15 protein-coding genes are annotated in these 15,647 nt (G+C 62.3%); 7 read left to right on the forward strand and 8 right to left on the reverse strand.

What is annotated here, in order from left to right; genetic code table 11:
* The first annotated feature begins 201 nt into the window (after positions 1–201).
* Complete coding sequence (locus tag ABD919_RS09645) at positions 202–714, forward strand: NUDIX domain-containing protein (protein WP_345235787.1); 513 nt, start codon at positions 202–204, stop codon at positions 712–714.
* 306 nt (positions 715–1,020) lie between these two features.
* Here the strand turns inward: ABD919_RS09645 and ABD919_RS09650 are convergent, their stop codons facing one another.
* The 3 genes from ABD919_RS09650 to ABD919_RS09660 all read right to left on the reverse strand — a co-directional run bounded on the left by ABD919_RS09650 (position 1,021) and on the right by ABD919_RS09660 (position 3,590).
* Entirely contained in the window at positions 1,021–1,644 is a 624-nt protein-coding gene (locus ABD919_RS09650) for a carboxypeptidase-like regulatory domain-containing protein (RefSeq protein WP_345235788.1), read from the reverse strand.
* Positions 1,645–1,722: 78 nt separating this feature from the next.
* Entirely contained in the window at positions 1,723–2,847 is a 1,125-nt protein-coding gene (locus ABD919_RS09655; RefSeq protein WP_345235789.1) for a hypothetical protein, read from the reverse strand.
* Between the two features lie 146 nt (positions 2,848–2,993).
* Positions 2,994–3,590: a hypothetical protein gene (locus tag ABD919_RS09660; protein WP_345235790.1), complete on the reverse strand. Its 597-nt coding sequence runs from the start codon at positions 3,588–3,590 to the stop codon at positions 2,994–2,996.
* Positions 3,591–4,099: 509 nt separating this feature from the next.
* On the opposite strand from ABD919_RS09660, the gene ABD919_RS09665 reads away from it, so the two are divergent.
* From ABD919_RS09665 to ABD919_RS09675, 3 genes are all read left to right on the forward strand, one after another.
* The gene (locus ABD919_RS09665) at positions 4,100–4,999 is read left to right on the forward strand and encodes a UDP-2,3-diacylglucosamine diphosphatase (RefSeq protein WP_345235791.1); all 900 of its coding nucleotides are present in this window, start codon (positions 4,100–4,102) and stop codon (positions 4,997–4,999) included.
* Between the two features lie 136 nt (positions 5,000–5,135).
* Positions 5,136–6,269: a glycosyltransferase family protein gene (locus tag ABD919_RS09670; protein WP_345235792.1), complete on the forward strand. Its 1,134-nt coding sequence runs from the start codon at positions 5,136–5,138 to the stop codon at positions 6,267–6,269.
* A 70-nt stretch (positions 6,270–6,339) separates the two neighbouring features.
* Positions 6,340–7,782: a GH1 family beta-glucosidase gene (locus ABD919_RS09675; protein ID WP_345235793.1), complete on the forward strand. Its 1,443-nt coding sequence runs from the start codon at positions 6,340–6,342 to the stop codon at positions 7,780–7,782.
* 71 nt (positions 7,783–7,853) lie between these two features.
* Here ABD919_RS09675 and ABD919_RS09680 read toward each other — a convergent pair whose 3' ends face one another.
* Positions 7,854–8,480, reverse strand: coding sequence for a hypothetical protein (locus ABD919_RS09680; protein ID WP_345235794.1), 627 nt, complete (start codon positions 8,478–8,480; stop codon positions 7,854–7,856).
* Positions 8,481–8,603: 123 nt separating this feature from the next.
* Here ABD919_RS09680 and ABD919_RS09685 point away from each other — a divergent pair, with 123 nt between their 5' ends.
* Positions 8,604–10,142, forward strand: a complete 1,539-nt coding sequence (locus tag ABD919_RS09685; protein WP_345235795.1) for a 3' terminal RNA ribose 2'-O-methyltransferase Hen1 — start codon at positions 8,604–8,606, stop codon at positions 10,140–10,142.
* 59 nt (positions 10,143–10,201) lie between these two features.
* Here ABD919_RS09685 and ABD919_RS09690 read toward each other — a convergent pair whose 3' ends face one another.
* A complete protein-coding gene (locus ABD919_RS09690) occupies positions 10,202–10,750 on the reverse strand; it encodes a hypothetical protein (RefSeq protein ID WP_345235796.1) in 549 nt (182 codons plus the stop codon).
* A 70-nt stretch (positions 10,751–10,820) separates the two neighbouring features.
* On the opposite strand from ABD919_RS09690, the gene ABD919_RS09695 reads away from it, so the two are divergent.
* Positions 10,821–13,565, forward strand: coding sequence for a polynucleotide kinase-phosphatase (locus ABD919_RS09695; protein WP_345235797.1), 2,745 nt, complete (start codon positions 10,821–10,823; stop codon positions 13,563–13,565).
* A gap of 34 nt (positions 13,566–13,599) precedes the next feature.
* On the opposite strand, the gene ABD919_RS09700 is transcribed toward ABD919_RS09695, so the two are convergent.
* Genes ABD919_RS09700 through ABD919_RS09710 form a run of 3 tightly spaced genes read right to left on the reverse strand, consistent with a single transcriptional unit; the run spans position 13,600 to position 14,821 of the window.
* Complete coding sequence (locus tag ABD919_RS09700) at positions 13,600–14,094, reverse strand: hypothetical protein (protein ID WP_345235798.1); 495 nt, start codon at positions 14,092–14,094, stop codon at positions 13,600–13,602.
* Positions 14,095–14,144: 50 nt separating this feature from the next.
* Complete coding sequence (locus ABD919_RS09705) at positions 14,145–14,459, reverse strand: helix-turn-helix transcriptional regulator (protein ID WP_425556405.1); 315 nt, start codon at positions 14,457–14,459, stop codon at positions 14,145–14,147.
* A 20-nt stretch (positions 14,460–14,479) separates the two neighbouring features.
* Positions 14,480–14,821 (reverse strand): type II toxin-antitoxin system RelE/ParE family toxin, encoded by a 342-nt coding sequence (locus ABD919_RS09710; RefSeq protein ID WP_345235800.1) that lies wholly within the window; start codon positions 14,819–14,821, stop codon positions 14,480–14,482.
* A gap of 56 nt (positions 14,822–14,877) precedes the next feature.
* Between ABD919_RS09710 and ABD919_RS09715 the strand changes: the two genes are divergently transcribed.
* Positions 14,878–15,639, forward strand: coding sequence for a nucleotidyltransferase domain-containing protein (locus tag ABD919_RS09715; protein WP_345235801.1), 762 nt, complete (start codon positions 14,878–14,880; stop codon positions 15,637–15,639).
* Positions 15,640–15,647: the final 8 nt, after the last annotated feature.

Here is a 15,647-nt window from a genome sequence, read left to right on the forward strand (position 1 = left end):
AGAAATAAATGCCGCGTGGGTACGCGGCGGCCGGGTCGGCGGCCTGTCGGAAAGGTGCCGTGGTCCCTCGAAAAGAGAAAAATGTGGGAGATTCGCGCCAGCAAGCGTCAGCCGACGCAGCGCAGGGCCCGTAAAAGCGGGGCCCGGGCCACTCCGACGGCGGCCCAATTCTACGCAAAGGTACTACATAGCCCCCCGACCATGGAGATAGTTCAACGCAGCCGCGTTTACGATGGATTTTATAAGCTCAGCCAGCTCGTGGTGCAGGACGGTGAGCAGCAGCTCAAGCGTGAGCGGTTTGAGCCGGGGCATGCGGCGGCGGCGCTGGTGTACGACACGGCCCGGCAGGTTTACCTGCTTACCCGGCAGTACCGGGTGGGAGCCGAACAGGAAATGCTGGAAATTGCCGCCGGCATGCGCGACGGCGATGAGCCGGCCGATGCCACTATCCGCCGCGAGATTCAGGAAGAGCTGGGCTACGAGGTAGACAAGCTGGAGGAAATTGTGACCATGTGGCCCTCGCCCGGCGGCAATTCTGAAACCATTGCCGTGTTCTACGCCGAGGTAAGCCGCAAAACCGGCGAAGGCGGCGGGCTGGAAGAGGAAAACGAGCAGATTGAAGTGGTGGAGCTGAGCTGGAATGAGCTTCTGGCCCAGCCGATTCAGGATGCCAAGACGCTGATTGCCGTGCAATGGGCGCGGCTGCGGGGGTAGCCGGAGCCGGGCTCTGGCCACTGGAAAAGGAGCTGCTGCACTGCCTCTTCTGGCGCGAGTTTAGCGCAGCATAACTCGTGTCGGCTGTTCGGGCGAGGCTGTGCCTCGCATCAGAACAACTGCTTGGCCAGGCGGTGCAGGCCCGGCTTGCCGCTACGCGGCAGTGGAGGCGCAGCCTCCACCTCATGGCTGGTCACGAGTTACGCTGCGCTAAACTCGCGCCAGATAGGGCAGGTGGCTGAGCAGTGGCTGCGGGATAATTGATAAGCCCGGAAACCTGATTAATCAGGGCTGAAAAGAAGGTTGCTACTCCTCTTTTCGACCAAACCAGCGTTTCAGACTCCATTTTACCTGTTCCATCAAGGTAGGCTTTCGAATTGAAAACCCCACGAAACTGTGGTCTATTGTCAGGAACGCGTCGTGCTCCAGCTGTCCCTGGCTTTGACGCGGTATTGCCCACTGGACTTTGCTGAATCCCAGGCTTATAAAGACGACGAATGTGGAGTCGTTGCTGTTCAAGTCAGCTGGAATAGACAACTCATAATGCCCCTTCTCATCGGTGAGGACGCCTTGATTGGTGGCAAGTAAATACACCGAAGCGAAAGGTAGCGGCTCGGGTTTGCCTTTGGCAGAGGTTGTCATTACCGTGCCGCTGAGCTTCAGACCAGCAGTTGTTACGGCAGCTGTTTGGGCCGGGGCTTGAATTGCAGACAAGCCAAGGGCGAGCGTTGTGGCGGCCGCCAGCTTGGCGCAGGCCCCAGGGGGAGGCGACTGCCCCCAATGCGCCAGCTGCGCCGGGGTGTACATGCCGCACAGGGCATTGCCGTGCTGGGCCTGAGTTTGGGCAATTGCGGCCCAGCTCATGGCCGAGAAGTCGTAAATCTCCTTGTCACACTGCCCGCAGAGCCGGCCGTTTTTGGTAGGCTGCATGGCAAGCCATTTCTGGTCACAGGGTCGAGGCTTGGGCAGTGCGCTCATCATCAGGAATGAGATTTCAAGTGCTTAAAGCTAGTGAGGCTTGTTCTGCCACGGCGTCATCGTCTCGGCGTGCAGCAGCAGCGCCTCGGCCATGGGGCTGACCGACAAATCAACGAAGCGCACGCCGTAGTGCAACTCATCACCCTCCGTTATTTCCCGGCTGCCGATGCTGATGACCCGGCGCAGGCGCTGGGCATTGCGCCCGTCGCCCAGGGCCACGGCGTTGCCAAAGGCGAAGGCATTGGCCGGAATGCTATAGCCCAGCACCAGCGGGCCGCTGTCGATGTCGCCGAGGCTGGTTTCGTAGCTTCCCGCCCGCTCCCGGTAGAGGCGGATGGGGCCGAAGTTGGTGCTGAAGTGCTGCTGGTACCGGCGGTACTGCTCGGCCGCAAAAGCCGGGTCGCAGCGGTAGAGGAAGAAAATGCTCCAGCCCAGGTGGGAGCCGCACGGCTCCTCGGCTTCCTGGTGGCGGGTGGCGGGCTTGGAAAGCAGCAGGCCCGTGCGTGGGTCGGTCAGGTGCTGCCGGGCATAGGCTACCCATTGCCGGCAGAAGGCCTGGTAGGAGCTGCCGGTCAGGTCGCTGTGCAGCTGCAAGGAGGCCAGGGCCACGGTGTTGTCGGGCACCCACACGCCGCCGGGATAGGAATGCAGGCAGTGGCGGGGAGCGGCCACGAGCCGGCGGTGCAGGCTGGCCGAAAGCGAGTCGTGCAGGGCGCGGTACGGCGAGGCCGGGTACAGCAGGCGATGGCAGCCCAGCATCAGGTTGAGGTGGCCCAAATACAAGACCGAGCTGATGGTGTCGGCGCCCTCTGCTACGTCCGGGTCCCGAAACGCTTGGGCAACGGGGCCGCTCAGCATGCGGCGGATGGCCAGCTGGGTACTGGTGGCAGCCTCAGCCCGGAAGCTGCTGTCCAAGCGGGCCATGTTGGTGAAAGCGTATACGGAGTAGGACAGCGTAAACAGGCCCCACTCCGCATTTTCCTGGGTTAGCCGGGTCAGCTCCGAGTCCAGGCCTGGCGGGGTGCTGATGACCCGCACCAGATAATTAGCCTTTAGGCGCAGCTCTTTGCGTGGCGGAAGCTGGTAGCTGGGCCAGCTAAAGACCATGAGTAAGCCCAGCAGCGCCAGGACAGCAAACAGGGCTTTGCGTTTCATGCGGCCAAGTTAGCGGTACGCTGGCTGGAAGCTGCCGGCCTTGCGGCTCTGGGACTAGCCTAAAGCAAGCGAGGTGCCCGCATAAGCTATGCAGGCACCTCGGGCTGGTGTATGTACCGGAAAAATACACTCCTGGTTTGTAGGGCTTACTGCGCAGCGGCCGGCACTGTCATCTGATACTCAAACGTCTGGTAGAGCTTGGCGTCGCGGATGCTGACGTTGAGGGTTTGGGCTTCCATTTTGGGGAAGGGAATCTGCTGCTTGGCCTGGTAGAGGTCGCGGCCGAAGAAGCGACCGGTGCCGGCGGCGGGAGTATGGGTAAATACTTCCTTGCCTTCCTTAGTGGTGGCCGTGATGGTGAGGTAGGAGGGGTTGGCGTTGGGGGAGCCCTGGCGGCGCATGGTCACCAGCAGAATGCCGCCTTCGGGCAGGGCAGCCAGGCGGCGCTGGTAGGTGGTGTCGGCCCAGCTGTGGATGCGGCGCAGCTCGGTGATTTCGGCCAGCAGGTCGGCGTAGGGGCGGTAGCCGAGGCGGGTGAAGCTGCCGTCGATGTCCTGGTCTTCCTCGGTGTTCTTGGTTACGTTCTGCACATAAGACGACTCGGCGTCCTTTTGCGGGAACAGGTATTTCTTGCGGCCCTGGGCGGCCTTGCCGGTGGGTTGGGCAAGGCTAGCGAAGGAAAACAGCAGGCCGGCAACGAACAACGTCCCAAAGCGGGCCGACGAGTGAGTAAACAGGAGCATAGGGAAGGAGCTGGGTAGTGGGTAATTCAAAATTCGGACTACAAATTTAACTATTCCAACGCGAATCCCAAGAAGGTAGCGCAGGGAAAACAGGGGGCGTTAAGTTGATATTGCCCTGTTATCCATTTCTAAGGCATTTTTTCACTTAACCGTAACGCCGCCTTAACGACAGGATTACGAAGCGTCCGGAATTTTGCGGAGTAGTATTTTTTAACTATTCCAATTCGCGCTATGTACTTTCCCGTACTGTACCGAGGCTGGCAGCGGCTCTGCTGCTGGGTGGCCTATGGTATCTTTCAGCTCGCGCTGTGGGCTGCGTTTGGGCTGCATAACGTCGGTAGCCTACGGTCGGCCCTGGGCGGCGGGGGTGGGGCTGATGGCGAGCGAGCTGCCAGACCCATCAAGCCGCGGCTGTACCGACCGGCGCGGCGCGATGGTTTCCCATTTCCCACCACGGCATGAGCAAGGCGGGAGCTTTTCCAGGTGGCAGGGGGACTGAGGCAGTGCGTTTGACCAGGCGTAAAGCCCGGCGGGGCAAGCGCCGGGTGCAGGTGGCCGTGGTGTCGGATGTGCACCTGGGTACCTACGGCTGCCACGCCGCGGAGCTGCTGCGCTACCTGAAAAGCATCAAGCCCGAGGTGCTGGTGCTGAACGGCGACATTGTGGATATCTGGCAGTTCAGCAAAAGCTACTGGCCCCCGGCGCACATGCGGGTGGTGCGCTACCTGACCGGGCTGGCCGCCAAGGGCACGCGCATTCACTACCTCACCGGCAACCACGACGAGCTGCTGCGCAAGTTTGCCGGCCTGCGGCTGGGGCAGTTTCACCTCGACAACAAGCTGGTGCTCGACCTGCCCCACGGCCGCACCTGGCTATTCCACGGCGACGTGTTCGACGTGACCATGCAGCACTCGCGCTGGCTGGCCCGGCTGGGCGGGCACGGCTACGACCTGCTGATTCTGCTGAACCGCGCCGTCAACTTCGCGCTCGATAAGCTGGGCCGGCCCCGCGTGGCGCTGTCGAAGCGGGTAAAAGAGCGGGTGAAGTCGGCAGTGGCCGCCGTGAGCAGCTTTGAAACCACCGCTGCCGCCATCGCGGCCGATGAAGGCTACCGCTACGTGGCCTGCGGGCACATTCACCAGCCGGAAATCAAGCCCCTGGGCGCAGCCAAGGGCGTCGTCACCTACCTCAACTCCGGCGACTGGGTGGAAAACCTTACCGCCCTGGAGTACAGCGCCGAGGCGGGCTGGCAGCTCTACCACTACCACGACGACCCGCGCATGCAGCTCGCCGACGAGAAAGAAGCCCCGGATGCCGCCGAATCTGCCGCTGATGCCGATGCCGCGACCCTGCTGGAGGGCCTGCTTGTGGAATTCAAGATTAAATACGGTGATGAGGTGATGGGGTGAAAAGGTGATGGAGGTGATGGGGTAAAAAGAACGTCATGCTGAGCGGAGCAAAGCGAAGCCGAAGCATCTCTACCACGAGAGTAAACCCTGTTGATTGGAATTACTGCCGCAGGCAAGATGCTTCGACAAGCTCAGCATGACGTTCTTTTTACCCCATCACCCCATCACCCCATCACCTTTTCACCCCATCACCTCATCACCTCCTCACCCCATCACCCCATCACCAAACATGCGCATTCTTTACGCCATACAGGGAACCGGCAACGGGCACCTGAGCCGGGCGCTCGACATTGTGCCGCTGCTGCAGAGTCGCTGCGAGCAGCTCGACGTGCTGGTGAGCGGCCCGCCGGCCGACTTGCCGCTGCCGTTTCCGGTGAAGCACCGGGCGGGGGGCATGGGCTTCATCTTTGGCAAGAAGGGCGGCATCAACTTCGTTAAAACCTTCTGGCAGTTCAACTCGGCGGCTTTTCTGCGCGAAATCCGGCAGCTGCCGGTGCAGGACTACAACCTGGTGATTAGCGACTTCGAGCCGGTGTCGAGCTGGGCCTGCAAGCTGCGGGAGCTGCCCTGCGTGGCCCTGAGCCACCAGAGCGCAGTGTTGCACCCGCAGGCACCCCGGCCCCAGCGCGAGGACACCGCCGGGCGGGCCGTGCTGCGGCACTATGCCCCGCATACTGCGCAGTACGGCTTTCACTTTCAGCGCTATGGCCCGGAGGTGTTTACGCCCGTCATCCGCCGGCAGGTACGCGAGCTGCAGCCGACGAACGAAGGCCACTACACCGTGTACCTGCCGGCCTTCGACGAACAAACCCTGGTGCAGCGCCTGCGCTACCTGAGCCGCAGCACGCGCTGGGAGGTGTTCAGCAAGCACAGCCAGCAGCCGGCCGAGCACGGCAACGTGCGGGTGTGGCCGGTGAGCGGCGCGGCCTTTACCGACAGCCTGTCCCGCGCGGCCGGCGTGCTGTGCGGCGCCGGCTTCGAAACGCCCGCCGAGGCCCTGTACCTGGGCAAAAAGCTGCTGGTGGTGCCCATGAAGCAGCAGTACGAGCAGCAGTGCAACGCTGCCGCCCTGGCGGATATGGGCGTGCCCGTCATCAAAAGTTTGAAGGATAAGCACCTGGCCGTTGTCGACCAGTGGCTGCACGCTGGCCAGGCGTTGTCGGTGGACTACCCCGACCAGACGGCGGCTATTCTGGACCAGCTGCTGCGCGAGCAGCTGCCGGGAGCCGGCACCCCGGCGCGGAAAAAAGCCGTACTCGAAACGAGCTGACGCTCATTACCTCATTCGCTTATGGGCTGTTACCTTCCGCGGAACAAGTAGCTGCCCATTCACCTGCCCGATGTTGGATACCTTACTGCCCCCCGCTTTCTACCCTGCTTCGGCCCCGCTGCCATTTTCCCGCGCCGATTTTGGCCCCGATTTCCACTGGGGCGCGGCCTCGGCGGCTTACCAGATTGAAGGGGCCTGGCAGCTGCAGGGCAAGGGCCCCAGCATCTGGGACGACTTTACGCGGCGCCCGGGCCGCATCCGCAACGGCGAGCACGGGCGCGTGGCCTGCGACTTCTACCACCGCTTCGAAGCCGACCTGGACCTGGCCCGCGGCCTGGGGCTGACCGACTACCGGTTTTCGGCCGCCTGGGCGCGGGTGCTGCCCGAAGGCCGGGGGGCCGTCAACCGCCGGGGCCTGGACTTTTACGACCGGCTGGTGGATGCCTGCCTGGAGCGCGACCTGCAGCCCTGGCTCACGGTGTACCACTGGGACCTGCCCAGCGCCCTGCAGGCCCGCGGGGGCTGGGCCAACCGCAGCGTAGTGGGCTGGCTGGCCGACTACGCCCAGGTGCTGGCCCGCCGGCTCGGCGACCGGGTGCAGCACTGGCTGGTGCTGAACGAGCCCATGGTATTTGTTGGGGCCGGCCACCTGCTGGGGGTGCACGCCCCCGGCCGGCGCCACCTGGGCGCCTTTCTCGCCGCCGCCCACCATGCCGCCCTGGCCCAGGCCGAAGGCGGAAGGGCCCTGCGGGCCGTGTTGCCGGAAGAGACCCAGATTGGGACTACCTTTTCCTGCTCCTACGTGACGCCCCACCGGCCCGGCAACAGGCGCGACCAGGCCGCTACCCAGCGGGCCGACGCCCTGCTCAACCGCTTTTTTGTGGAGTCGGCCCTGGGCCTGGGCTATCCGGTAGGGGAGCTGCCGGCCCTGCGCTGGCTGCTGGAGCGCTACGTCGAGCCCGGCGATGAGCAGCGCCTGCGCTTCGATTTCGACTTCTGGGGCGTGCAGAACTACACCCGGGAAGTCGTGCGCTTCTCACCCTGGCTGCCGCTGCAGTGGGCTTCCCTGGTGCCGGCCAGGAAGCGCGGCGTGCCCTTTACCGACATGGGCTGGGAGGTTTTTCCAGAGTCGGTTTACCAAATGTTAAAGCAATTTTCGGCTTATCCAAATGCGCCAAAACTAGTGGTAACTGAAAGTGGCTCAGCCTTTCCAGACAAATGGGTAAACGGCCGGGTACACGACGCGGCCCGGCGTGCCTACCTGCAGGCGGCCATTGGGCAGGTGCTGCGCGCCCGGCAGGAAGGCGTGGACGTGCGCGGCTTTCTGAGCTGGACGCTGACCGACAACTTTGAGTGGGCCGAAGGCTATGGCCCTCGCTTCGGCCTCGTGCACGTCGACTACGAAACCCAACAGCGCACGGTGAAAGACTCGGGCCTGTGGTACCGCGACTTCCTGGGCGGGCAGGTGCTCGAGCAACCCGGGGCCACCAATCTGATGCACCATACGCAGTAGCTGTTTTTCATGGTTTGTGACATTTTCTGTGGTGACCAAGCAAGGTGTCACAGCAGCAGCTGTCACCAGCTTTATATACCCAGTAGCAAGTCCCGGCAGCTCATGAACCGTTCAATCATTCGTTCGGGCTGCTGCTCGTCGAACTCATCGAAGCCCAGCACGAAAGCCGGGGCGGGCTGCACGAAGCGCAGGGCTTCGTTTACCGTGTCGAGGTAGGAGCGGAACAGCGCCGGCTGGGCCTGGGCCACGGCGGTGGCCTCGTCCCAGCGCAGGGCGGCCTCGCTTTTATGCACCAAAAAGGGCAGCACGAACGGGATGAAGCGGCTGAAAATGGGATTTTCTACGCTGGTCAGCCGGGTGTCGGGCCAGATGTGGAAGTCGGCAAAGGAGTCGGGCGGGGCCAGCAGGAAGCGGGCTTTGTCGCGGGTGATGGCCGCAAACAGCTCGGCGCGGTCGGGCTGGGCGTAGAGCTGGGCATAGGCCGCGTACCACACCGAGATGCCGCCCGGCCCCAGCAGCTGGTAGGGGTGAAACGAGCTGCCGACGCTCAGCCCGCCGTGCTCGCCGATAATCAGGTCGTAGAGCTGGCCAAACTGGGCCATGTCGGTGGACTGGCGGTAGGGCTGGGGGCTGACGCCGTAGAGGTAGCAGCAGGCGAAGTCGGCGCGGGAGGGAAGAGCGGCAGGAGTATCAGACACGGGCAGGCAGGGATGGAAAGCACAAAAGTCGGTCTTTTCCCGCTTTTCCGCGTGCTGGTTGTCCGTTTGGGCCCGCGACGGAGCTGCTTTGCTACCTTAGCCTTTCGCCCGCAACGCCTTCCCATGCTGCTGACCATCACCACCACCTACCAGCCTGCTACCGACCTGGGCTACCTGCTGCACAAGAACCCTGCCCGCCTGCAAAGCCTGGACGTGGCCGGTGGGCAGGCCCACATCTTTTACCCCGAAGCCACGCCCGAGCGCTGCACCGCCGCCCTGCTGCTCGACCTCGACCCCGTGGCCCTGGTGCGGGGCCGGGGCGGGGCCAGCGGCGAAGGCTTTGCCCTGGAGCAGTACGTCAACGACCGGCCCTACGTGGCCTCGTCTTTCCTGAGCGCGGCCCTGAGCAAGGCCTTCGGCACGGCCATGAACGGCACCTGCAAGGACCGGCCCGCGCTGCCTGCCCAGGCCCTGCCGCTGGAGGTGAAGGTGGCCGTGGTGTCGGCCCCCGGCCCCGACTGGCCTCGCCGCCTCTTCCAGCCCTTGGGCTATGAAGTGGCGGTGGAAGCCACGCCCCTCGACCCCACCATGCCGGAATGGGGCGACAGCCGCTACTTTACCCTGCACCTGCGCCACCAGGGCCTGCGCCTGCAGGACGTGCTCACCCACCTCTATGTGCTGCTGCCGGTACTCGACAACGACAAGCACTACTACATCGGCGAGGCCGAAGCCGACAAGCTGCTGCACCGCGGCGAAGGCTGGCTGGCCACCCACCCCGAGCGCGGCTTCATCACCCGCCGCTACCTGCGCTACCGCGCCCTTTACGTGAACCCTTTGCTGGAGCGGCTGCTGGAAGGGGATGAAGAAACTGAAAAGCCCGCGCCGGAAAACCTCACCCCCGGCCCCTCTCCAAAAGAGAGGGGAGCCAGTTTCGAAGAAGTGTCGTCAGGCTCCCCCTCTCCTGGGGAGAGGGGGCAGGGGGGTGAGGTTCCCGACGAGGGCGACCGTAAACTTTCCCTGCACGACCAGCGCCTGCAGCAGGTAGCCCACGAAATCTACCAGCTAAGCCCCAAGCGGGTGCTGGATTTGGGCTGCGGCGAAGGCAAGCTGCTGCGCCTGCTAATGCGCCAGGCCAAAATCGAGTACATCCTGGGCATGGACGTGTCGCACCAGGCCCTGAGCCGGGCAGCTCAGCGCCTGCACCTCGACGAGCTGGCCCCGCGGCAGCGCGCCCGCATCGACCTCATTCAAGGCTCCCTGCTGTACCGGGACCCCCGCCTCAACGGCTTCGACGCGGCGGCGCTGGTGGAAGTAATCGAGCACCTGGACGAAAACCGCCTGGCGGCCCTCGAAGCCGTGGTTTTTGGGCAGGCCCGCCCGGCGCATGTCTTCGTCACCACCCCCAATGCCGAGTACAACCAGCTGTTTGAGAAGCTGCACGCCGGCGAGTTCCGCCACGACGACCACCGCTTTGAGTGGACCCGCGCCGAGTTTGCCGCCTGGGCCGCCGGCGTGGCCGAGCGGCACGGGTATCAGGTGCGGATTGTGGGGATGGGCGAGGAGGCTGAGGGGGTGGGAGCACCGTCGCAGCTGGCTGTGTTTGGTTTATTAACCGCTGCTCCTGAGTCTGATAAAAGCAGCAACTCAGTAGTAGATGCGTAATTCAGGGGGCAGAAGAGTGCGCTGAGTTGGTTGGTAAAAAAGTCGAGTCAACTGCTGGGTTATTCCTCGCCCAGTCTTTGTGCGATGACGTGTTGCATACCCTTTCTTTCAGTCTTGCGTCGCTCGGGTCTTATATGCTTATTCCATCTATAAGTATCTGACTGGAAATGCATGGGTCCGTTCCAGGCAAGGTCACAACCCTGTCTAAGCATTACTCCATTTAGATGACAAGTAGCAAGGCCACAGTTATGCTTTGAGTAGGTGCCAAAATTCCGGTGAGATATGCGTTTGCTCTCCAGGATTTTCTGCTGATTTTGCTTAATGTCCTCCCAGGCCTGTTGCTCATCGGCTTTGGTTAACGTCTCGCCCAACGTACTCACCTCGAAATAAGTCCTGGGGTCTTTCAGCTGCAAAAACTCAAACGTCTTCGCAAATGCCGCAATAGCCACCCGACGCAGCTCCTGCTTCTCCTCAAGGTTCAGCTTAGTCGTTTCTATAATGGAGCGAAAAAGTCCAAGGGTGTTAAAGTCCGTGAACTTCTGATGGTTCTCAATCAGGTGCAGATATTCCCCGTAGGTGAGCGTGCTGAATTTCCGGCCTAGTTTCATCGTGCTGCTTTCTGAAGAGGTGCTGCTGCCTAACCTTGTATTCGTCAAATCTACCCGTTTCCTCTTTGCTATGCCCCAAGATACCCTGAAAGTCCCCGAGCTGTCCCTTATCCTCCTCATCGGCAGCACGGGGGCGGGCAAGTCCACCTTTGCCCGGCGCCTGTTCAAGCCCACGGAAGTGGTGTCGTCGGATGCCTGCCGGGCGCTGGTGGCCGACGATGAAAACGACCAGTCGGCCAGCAAAGACGCCTTTGAGCTGCTGCACTACCTGGTGGGCAAGCGCCTCAAGCGCGGCCTGCTGACAGTAGTAGATGCCACCAATGTGCAGGAGGAAGCCCGTAAGTCGCTGCTGGCCCTGGCCCGGCAATACCACGTGCTGCCGGTGGCCATCGTGCTCGACGTGGCCGACGCCGTGGCCATCGAGCGCAACGCCAACCGGCCCGAGCGCCGCCACGTGGGCCGCCACGTAGTAGCCAGCCACCGCCAGCTGCTGCGCCGCAGCCTGCGTAACCTCCGCCAGGAAGGCTTCCGCCACATTTACCACCTGCGCAGCCCCGAGGAAATCGACGCCGTGCAGTTCATCTACCGCGACCGGCTCTACAACAACCGCCAGGAGGAAACCGGCCCCTTCGACATCATCGGCGACGTGCACGGCTGCTACGACGAGCTGCTGCAGCTGCTGGAAAAGCTGGGGTACCGGGTGATAGAGGAGCCCATACTGGATGGGCGGGATTTGGGGGTGCGGGTAGCCCCGCCCCCCAGCCCCCTCCCCGGTAGGGAGGGGGAGCCGGACGACAAAACAGCAGTATCGTCTGGCTCCCCCTCTCCTGGGGAGAGGGGGCTGGGGGGTGAGGTGCTGTTGGGCGAAGTGCCGCGCCGCAAGCTCATCTTCCTCGGCGACCTCGTGGACCGCGGACCGGCCTCGCCCCAGGTGCTGCGCCTGGTGATGAGCATGGTGCGCGAGGGCACAGCCCTGTGCGTGCCCGGCAACCACGACATCAAGTTCCTGCGCCACCTCAACGGCAAGAAGGTGACCGTCAACCACGGCCTGGGCGAGACGCTGGCGCAGATGGAAGCCGAGCCCGAGGCCTTTGCCGGGCAGGTGCGGCAGTTTCTGGACGGGCTGGTGAGCCATTACGTGCTCGATAAGGGCAAGCTGGTGGTGGCCCACGCCGGCCTGGTGGAGGAAATGCAGGGCCGCGGCTCCGGCGCCGTGCGGGCCTTCGCGCTGTTTGGCGAAACCACCGGCGAAATCGACGAGTTTGGTTTGCCCGTGCGCTACGAGTGGGCCCGCGAGTACCGCGGCCGGGCCATGGTGGTGTACGGCCACACGCCCGTGCCCGACCCCGAGTGGCTCAATAACACCATCGACATCGACACCGGCTGCGTGTTCGGCGGCCGCCTCACCGCCCTGCGCTACCCCGAGCGCGAGCTCGTAACCGTGCCCGCCTCTCGGGTCTACTGTGAGCCCGCCCGCCCGCTGCACTACCGCGCCGCCCAGCTGCAGGACAGCCTTCAGAACAGCCTAGCTGCTGACAACGAACTACTGACAACGCAGCAGGAGCAGGACGACGTGCTTGACATCCGCGACGTAACCGGCAAGCAGTACATCGAAACCCGGCTGATGAAGGGCGTGACGGTGCGCGAGGAAAACGCCGTGGCCGCCCTGGAAATTATGAGCCGCTTCGCCCTGCATCCCAAGTGGCTGCTCTACCTGCCGCCCACCATGTCGCCCACCGAAACCTCGGAGCTGCCCGACCTGCTGGAGCACCCCGCCGAGGCCTTCGCCTACTACCAGCGCCTGGGCGTGGAGCGGGTGGTGTGTGAGGAAAAGCACATGGGCAGCCGCGTGGTGGTGGTGCTGGGCAAAGACGAAGCCGCCATCCGCCGCCGGCTGGGGCTGGTGGGCGAGGGCATCGGCAAGTGCTACACCCGCACCGGCCGCAACTTCTTCAACGACGCCGCGCTGGAAGCCGCTTTCCTCGCCCGCCTGCGCGATGCCCTGAGCAGCGCCGGCTTCTGGGAGCGGTTCGATACCGACTGGGTCTGCCTCGACGCCGAGCTGCTGCCCTGGTCGGCCAAGGCCCAAGAGCTGATTCAAAACCAGTACGCCGCCGTGGCCGCGGCCGCCAATGCTGCCCTGCCCCAGGTAGAAGCGGCCCTGAGCGAAGCCGCCGCCCGCGGCCTCGACGGGGCCGAGGCCCTGCTGGCCCGCAGCACGGCCCGGCGCCGCGCCGCCGGGCATTTCGCCGAGGCCTACCGCCGCTACTGCTGGCCCGTGCACTCGCTCGCCGACCTCAAGCTGGCGCCCTTCCACCTGCTGGCCACGGAAGGGAAAACCTACTTCGACCGCGACCACGCCTGGCACATGGAAACCCTGCGCTCCCTCAGCCTGGCCGACCCCGAGCTGCTGCGGGCCACGCCCTACCGCGTGGTGCCCCTGAGTAACCCGGCCGAGGTGGAAGCCGCCATTCAGTGGTGGACCGACCTCACCGCCAGCGGGGGCGAGGGCATGGTGGTGAAGCCCTACGACTTTATCCCGCAAAGCGCCAAGGGCCTGGTGCAGCCCGCCCTCAAGTGCCGGGGCCGCGAGTACCTGCGCATCATCTACGGCCCCGACTACCTGCTGCCCGGCAACCTGGAGCGCCTGCGCCAGCGCAACGTGAAAGCCAAGCGCAACCTGGCCCTGCGCGAGTTTGCCCTGGGCGTGGAAGGCCTGGAGCGGTTCGTGGCCGGCCAGCCCCTGCGCCGCGTGCACCAGTGCGTGTTTGGCGTGCTGGCGCTGGAAAGCGAGGCAGTGGACCCGCGGCTGTAGTTTTAGGATGATTTAGATGCCGTGAAAGTTGATGCTACAACTCCTCATTATCATCAAGTTCCGCTTTTGTAATGCTGATATAATTGCCGAATACGGTGTCTTCTAAATCTGCGGCAATTACTCTTTTAGCAATTTCAAAATCAACCACAGCAACACTCACGTCCATCTTTCCAAACCCATAACCGTTGCCGTCAAAAGCACCTAATCCAGTATAAGCAAGTAAATAGTCAAGATGGTCGCCTAAACGATGGAGCTTTTTCAGTTTGTTGGGAGTCATATTTTCAGCCTCATACTCAATGACGAGAATATCCTCCGTTGTTGATTCTGCAAAGCCTTCCTGCCGTATAGCATTGATTCTTTCTTGAATTAATGATTCAAAAGCTCTCTTGCTCCCGGCTCTTACTATTTCTTTCGAATCATTTTCACCAATAATTCCCTGGTTGATAACTCCAACATTAGAGGTTTGCTCCCATGCTTGCCAATAGTGGAGAGTTTCCCCCTGTTTCTTATAGAGCTTTATTGTTTCCATGAAGTCGTATTCAGTAAATAGCTTTTGCTACGGCATAAACCTTAGTTGAATCACCTTACTAACTGTACGCCTTGATTTAACAACTCCACGCTAAAGCTAACCTTTGCATTTAGCGCTTTAAACACCTTCATTACCGTATCAAAACGCGCATCGGTCAGGCTGTTTTCCAGCTTGGAAATCTGCGCTTTCTGCACGCCCACCAGCTCCCCTAGCTGCTGCTGGGTCAAGTTGCGCTGCAGGCGGGCTTCTTTGATGGCTTTGCCGAGCAGGTCAAGGCGGAGTTCTTCCTCAAAGGCATCACGCTTGGGCGTGCCGATGGGGCCGATGTGCTTGTCCATTATCTCGTCCATCGAATACGTTTTTATTTTTTGCGGAGAACTCATGGTTAGGTGGTTTTTTGTGCGAAGTATTGTTTGCGAAGGCGTTCAGCTTTAGCCAGGTCTGCTGGTGGTGTTTTGCCTGTTTTCTTGACCAGGCCGTGCGTGGCTACAACGACGGTGACTGTTTTGCCAGATTTATCCCAAAAGGCAAAAAGCCGATAATACGTCTTGTTGTACAGGGTTCTGAACTCCCATATGTCGTCGGTAAGCTTTTTGAACAGTTCCTTATCAGAGTTCAGTTGAGCGCTACGCATATTGTACAGCACCTTATTGCGAGCCTTATCATCAAGCTCATCAAGAAATAAGGATGCTTCCTCCAAAAACTCAATCTGAAACTTTTCCTTCATCAGTCTACAATTTTTTCAAAGGTAAGGTTTCCTGTTAAAGAAACTGCCTCGTTGTTATGGACACCCGCATCCAAACCGCCCTCACCCAGCTCGAAGCCACCCACGGCATCCGCATCCTCTACGCCTGCGAGTCGGGCAGCCGGGCCTGGGGCTTTCCCTCGCCCGATTCCGACTACGACGTGCGCTTTATCTACTGCCATGCGGCCGAGTGGTACCTGACCCTGGACGAAGGCCCCGACACGCTCAACTTTCCCGTGGACGAGGAGCTGGACCTGGCCGGCTGGGAGCTGCGCAAGGCCCTGCGCCTGCTGCGCGGCTCCAACGCGGCGCTGTTCGAGTGGCTGCAGTCGCCGGTGCTGTACCACGAGGCGCTGGATTTCCGGGCTCGTCTGACCCCGCTACTGCCGGCGGCCTTCAACCTCAAAGCCGGCCTGCACCACTACCTGGGCCAGCTGCGCCGTGGCGTGGAGGAAGATTTAGTTGGCGAAGACGTGCGGCTGAAGCGGCTGTTCTACGCCCTGCGCTCGGCCCTGGCCGCCCGCTGGATTCGACTGCGGTACACGCTGCCGCCCATGGAGTTTGCGCCCCTGCGCGAGCTGCTGCCGGCTGAGCTGGCTGCTGATGTGGACGAGCTGTTGCAGCGCAAGGCCATGGCCAATGAGAAAACCGTAGTAGCGCGGCCGGCCGCGCTGGCTGCTTTTTTGCGCGAGGAATTCGCGGCCGGGCAGGCGGCGCGGGAGACCTTGCCGGTGGCACGTAACGCGGCAGCTGGCGCGGCGCTGGACGAGCTGTTTCGAGAGCTGCTGACCGCGCAGTAACGCGGAAT

The organism is Hymenobacter saemangeumensis (genome assembly GCF_039541835.1).
GTDB lineage: Bacteria > Bacteroidota > Bacteroidia > Cytophagales > Hymenobacteraceae > Hymenobacter > Hymenobacter saemangeumensis.

What these genes read in the sequence shown, in the direction of transcription:
- ABD919_RS09695 (WP_345235797.1), top strand. Translation starts at nt 10,821, where the DNA reads ATGCCCCAAGATACCCTGAAAGTCCCCGAGCTGTCCCTTATCCTCCTC.
- ABD919_RS09655 (WP_345235789.1), bottom strand. Translation starts at nt 2,847, where the DNA reads ATGAAACGCAAAGCCCTGTTTGCTGTCCTGGCGCTGCTGGGCTTACTC.
- ABD919_RS09685 (WP_345235795.1), top strand. Translation starts at nt 8,604, where the DNA reads ATGCTGCTGACCATCACCACCACCTACCAGCCTGCTACCGACCTGGGC.
- ABD919_RS09690 (WP_345235796.1), bottom strand. Translation starts at nt 10,750, where the DNA reads ATGAAACTAGGCCGGAAATTCAGCACGCTCACCTACGGGGAATATCTG.
- ABD919_RS09710 (WP_345235800.1), bottom strand. Translation starts at nt 14,821, where the DNA reads ATGAAGGAAAAGTTTCAGATTGAGTTTTTGGAGGAAGCATCCTTATTT.
- ABD919_RS09675 (WP_345235793.1), top strand. Translation starts at nt 6,340, where the DNA reads ATGTTGGATACCTTACTGCCCCCCGCTTTCTACCCTGCTTCGGCCCCG.
- ABD919_RS09660 (WP_345235790.1), bottom strand. Translation starts at nt 3,590, where the DNA reads ATGCTCCTGTTTACTCACTCGTCGGCCCGCTTTGGGACGTTGTTCGTT.
- ABD919_RS09645 (WP_345235787.1), top strand. Translation starts at nt 202, where the DNA reads ATGGAGATAGTTCAACGCAGCCGCGTTTACGATGGATTTTATAAGCTC.
- ABD919_RS09650 (WP_345235788.1), bottom strand. Translation starts at nt 1,644, where the DNA reads ATGCAGCCTACCAAAAACGGCCGGCTCTGCGGGCAGTGTGACAAGGAG.
- ABD919_RS09700 (WP_345235798.1), bottom strand. Translation starts at nt 14,094, where the DNA reads ATGGAAACAATAAAGCTCTATAAGAAACAGGGGGAAACTCTCCACTAT.
- ABD919_RS09670 (WP_345235792.1), top strand. Translation starts at nt 5,136, where the DNA reads ATGACGTTCTTTTTACCCCATCACCCCATCACCCCATCACCTTTTCAC.
- ABD919_RS09715 (WP_345235801.1), top strand. Translation starts at nt 14,878, where the DNA reads ATGGACACCCGCATCCAAACCGCCCTCACCCAGCTCGAAGCCACCCAC.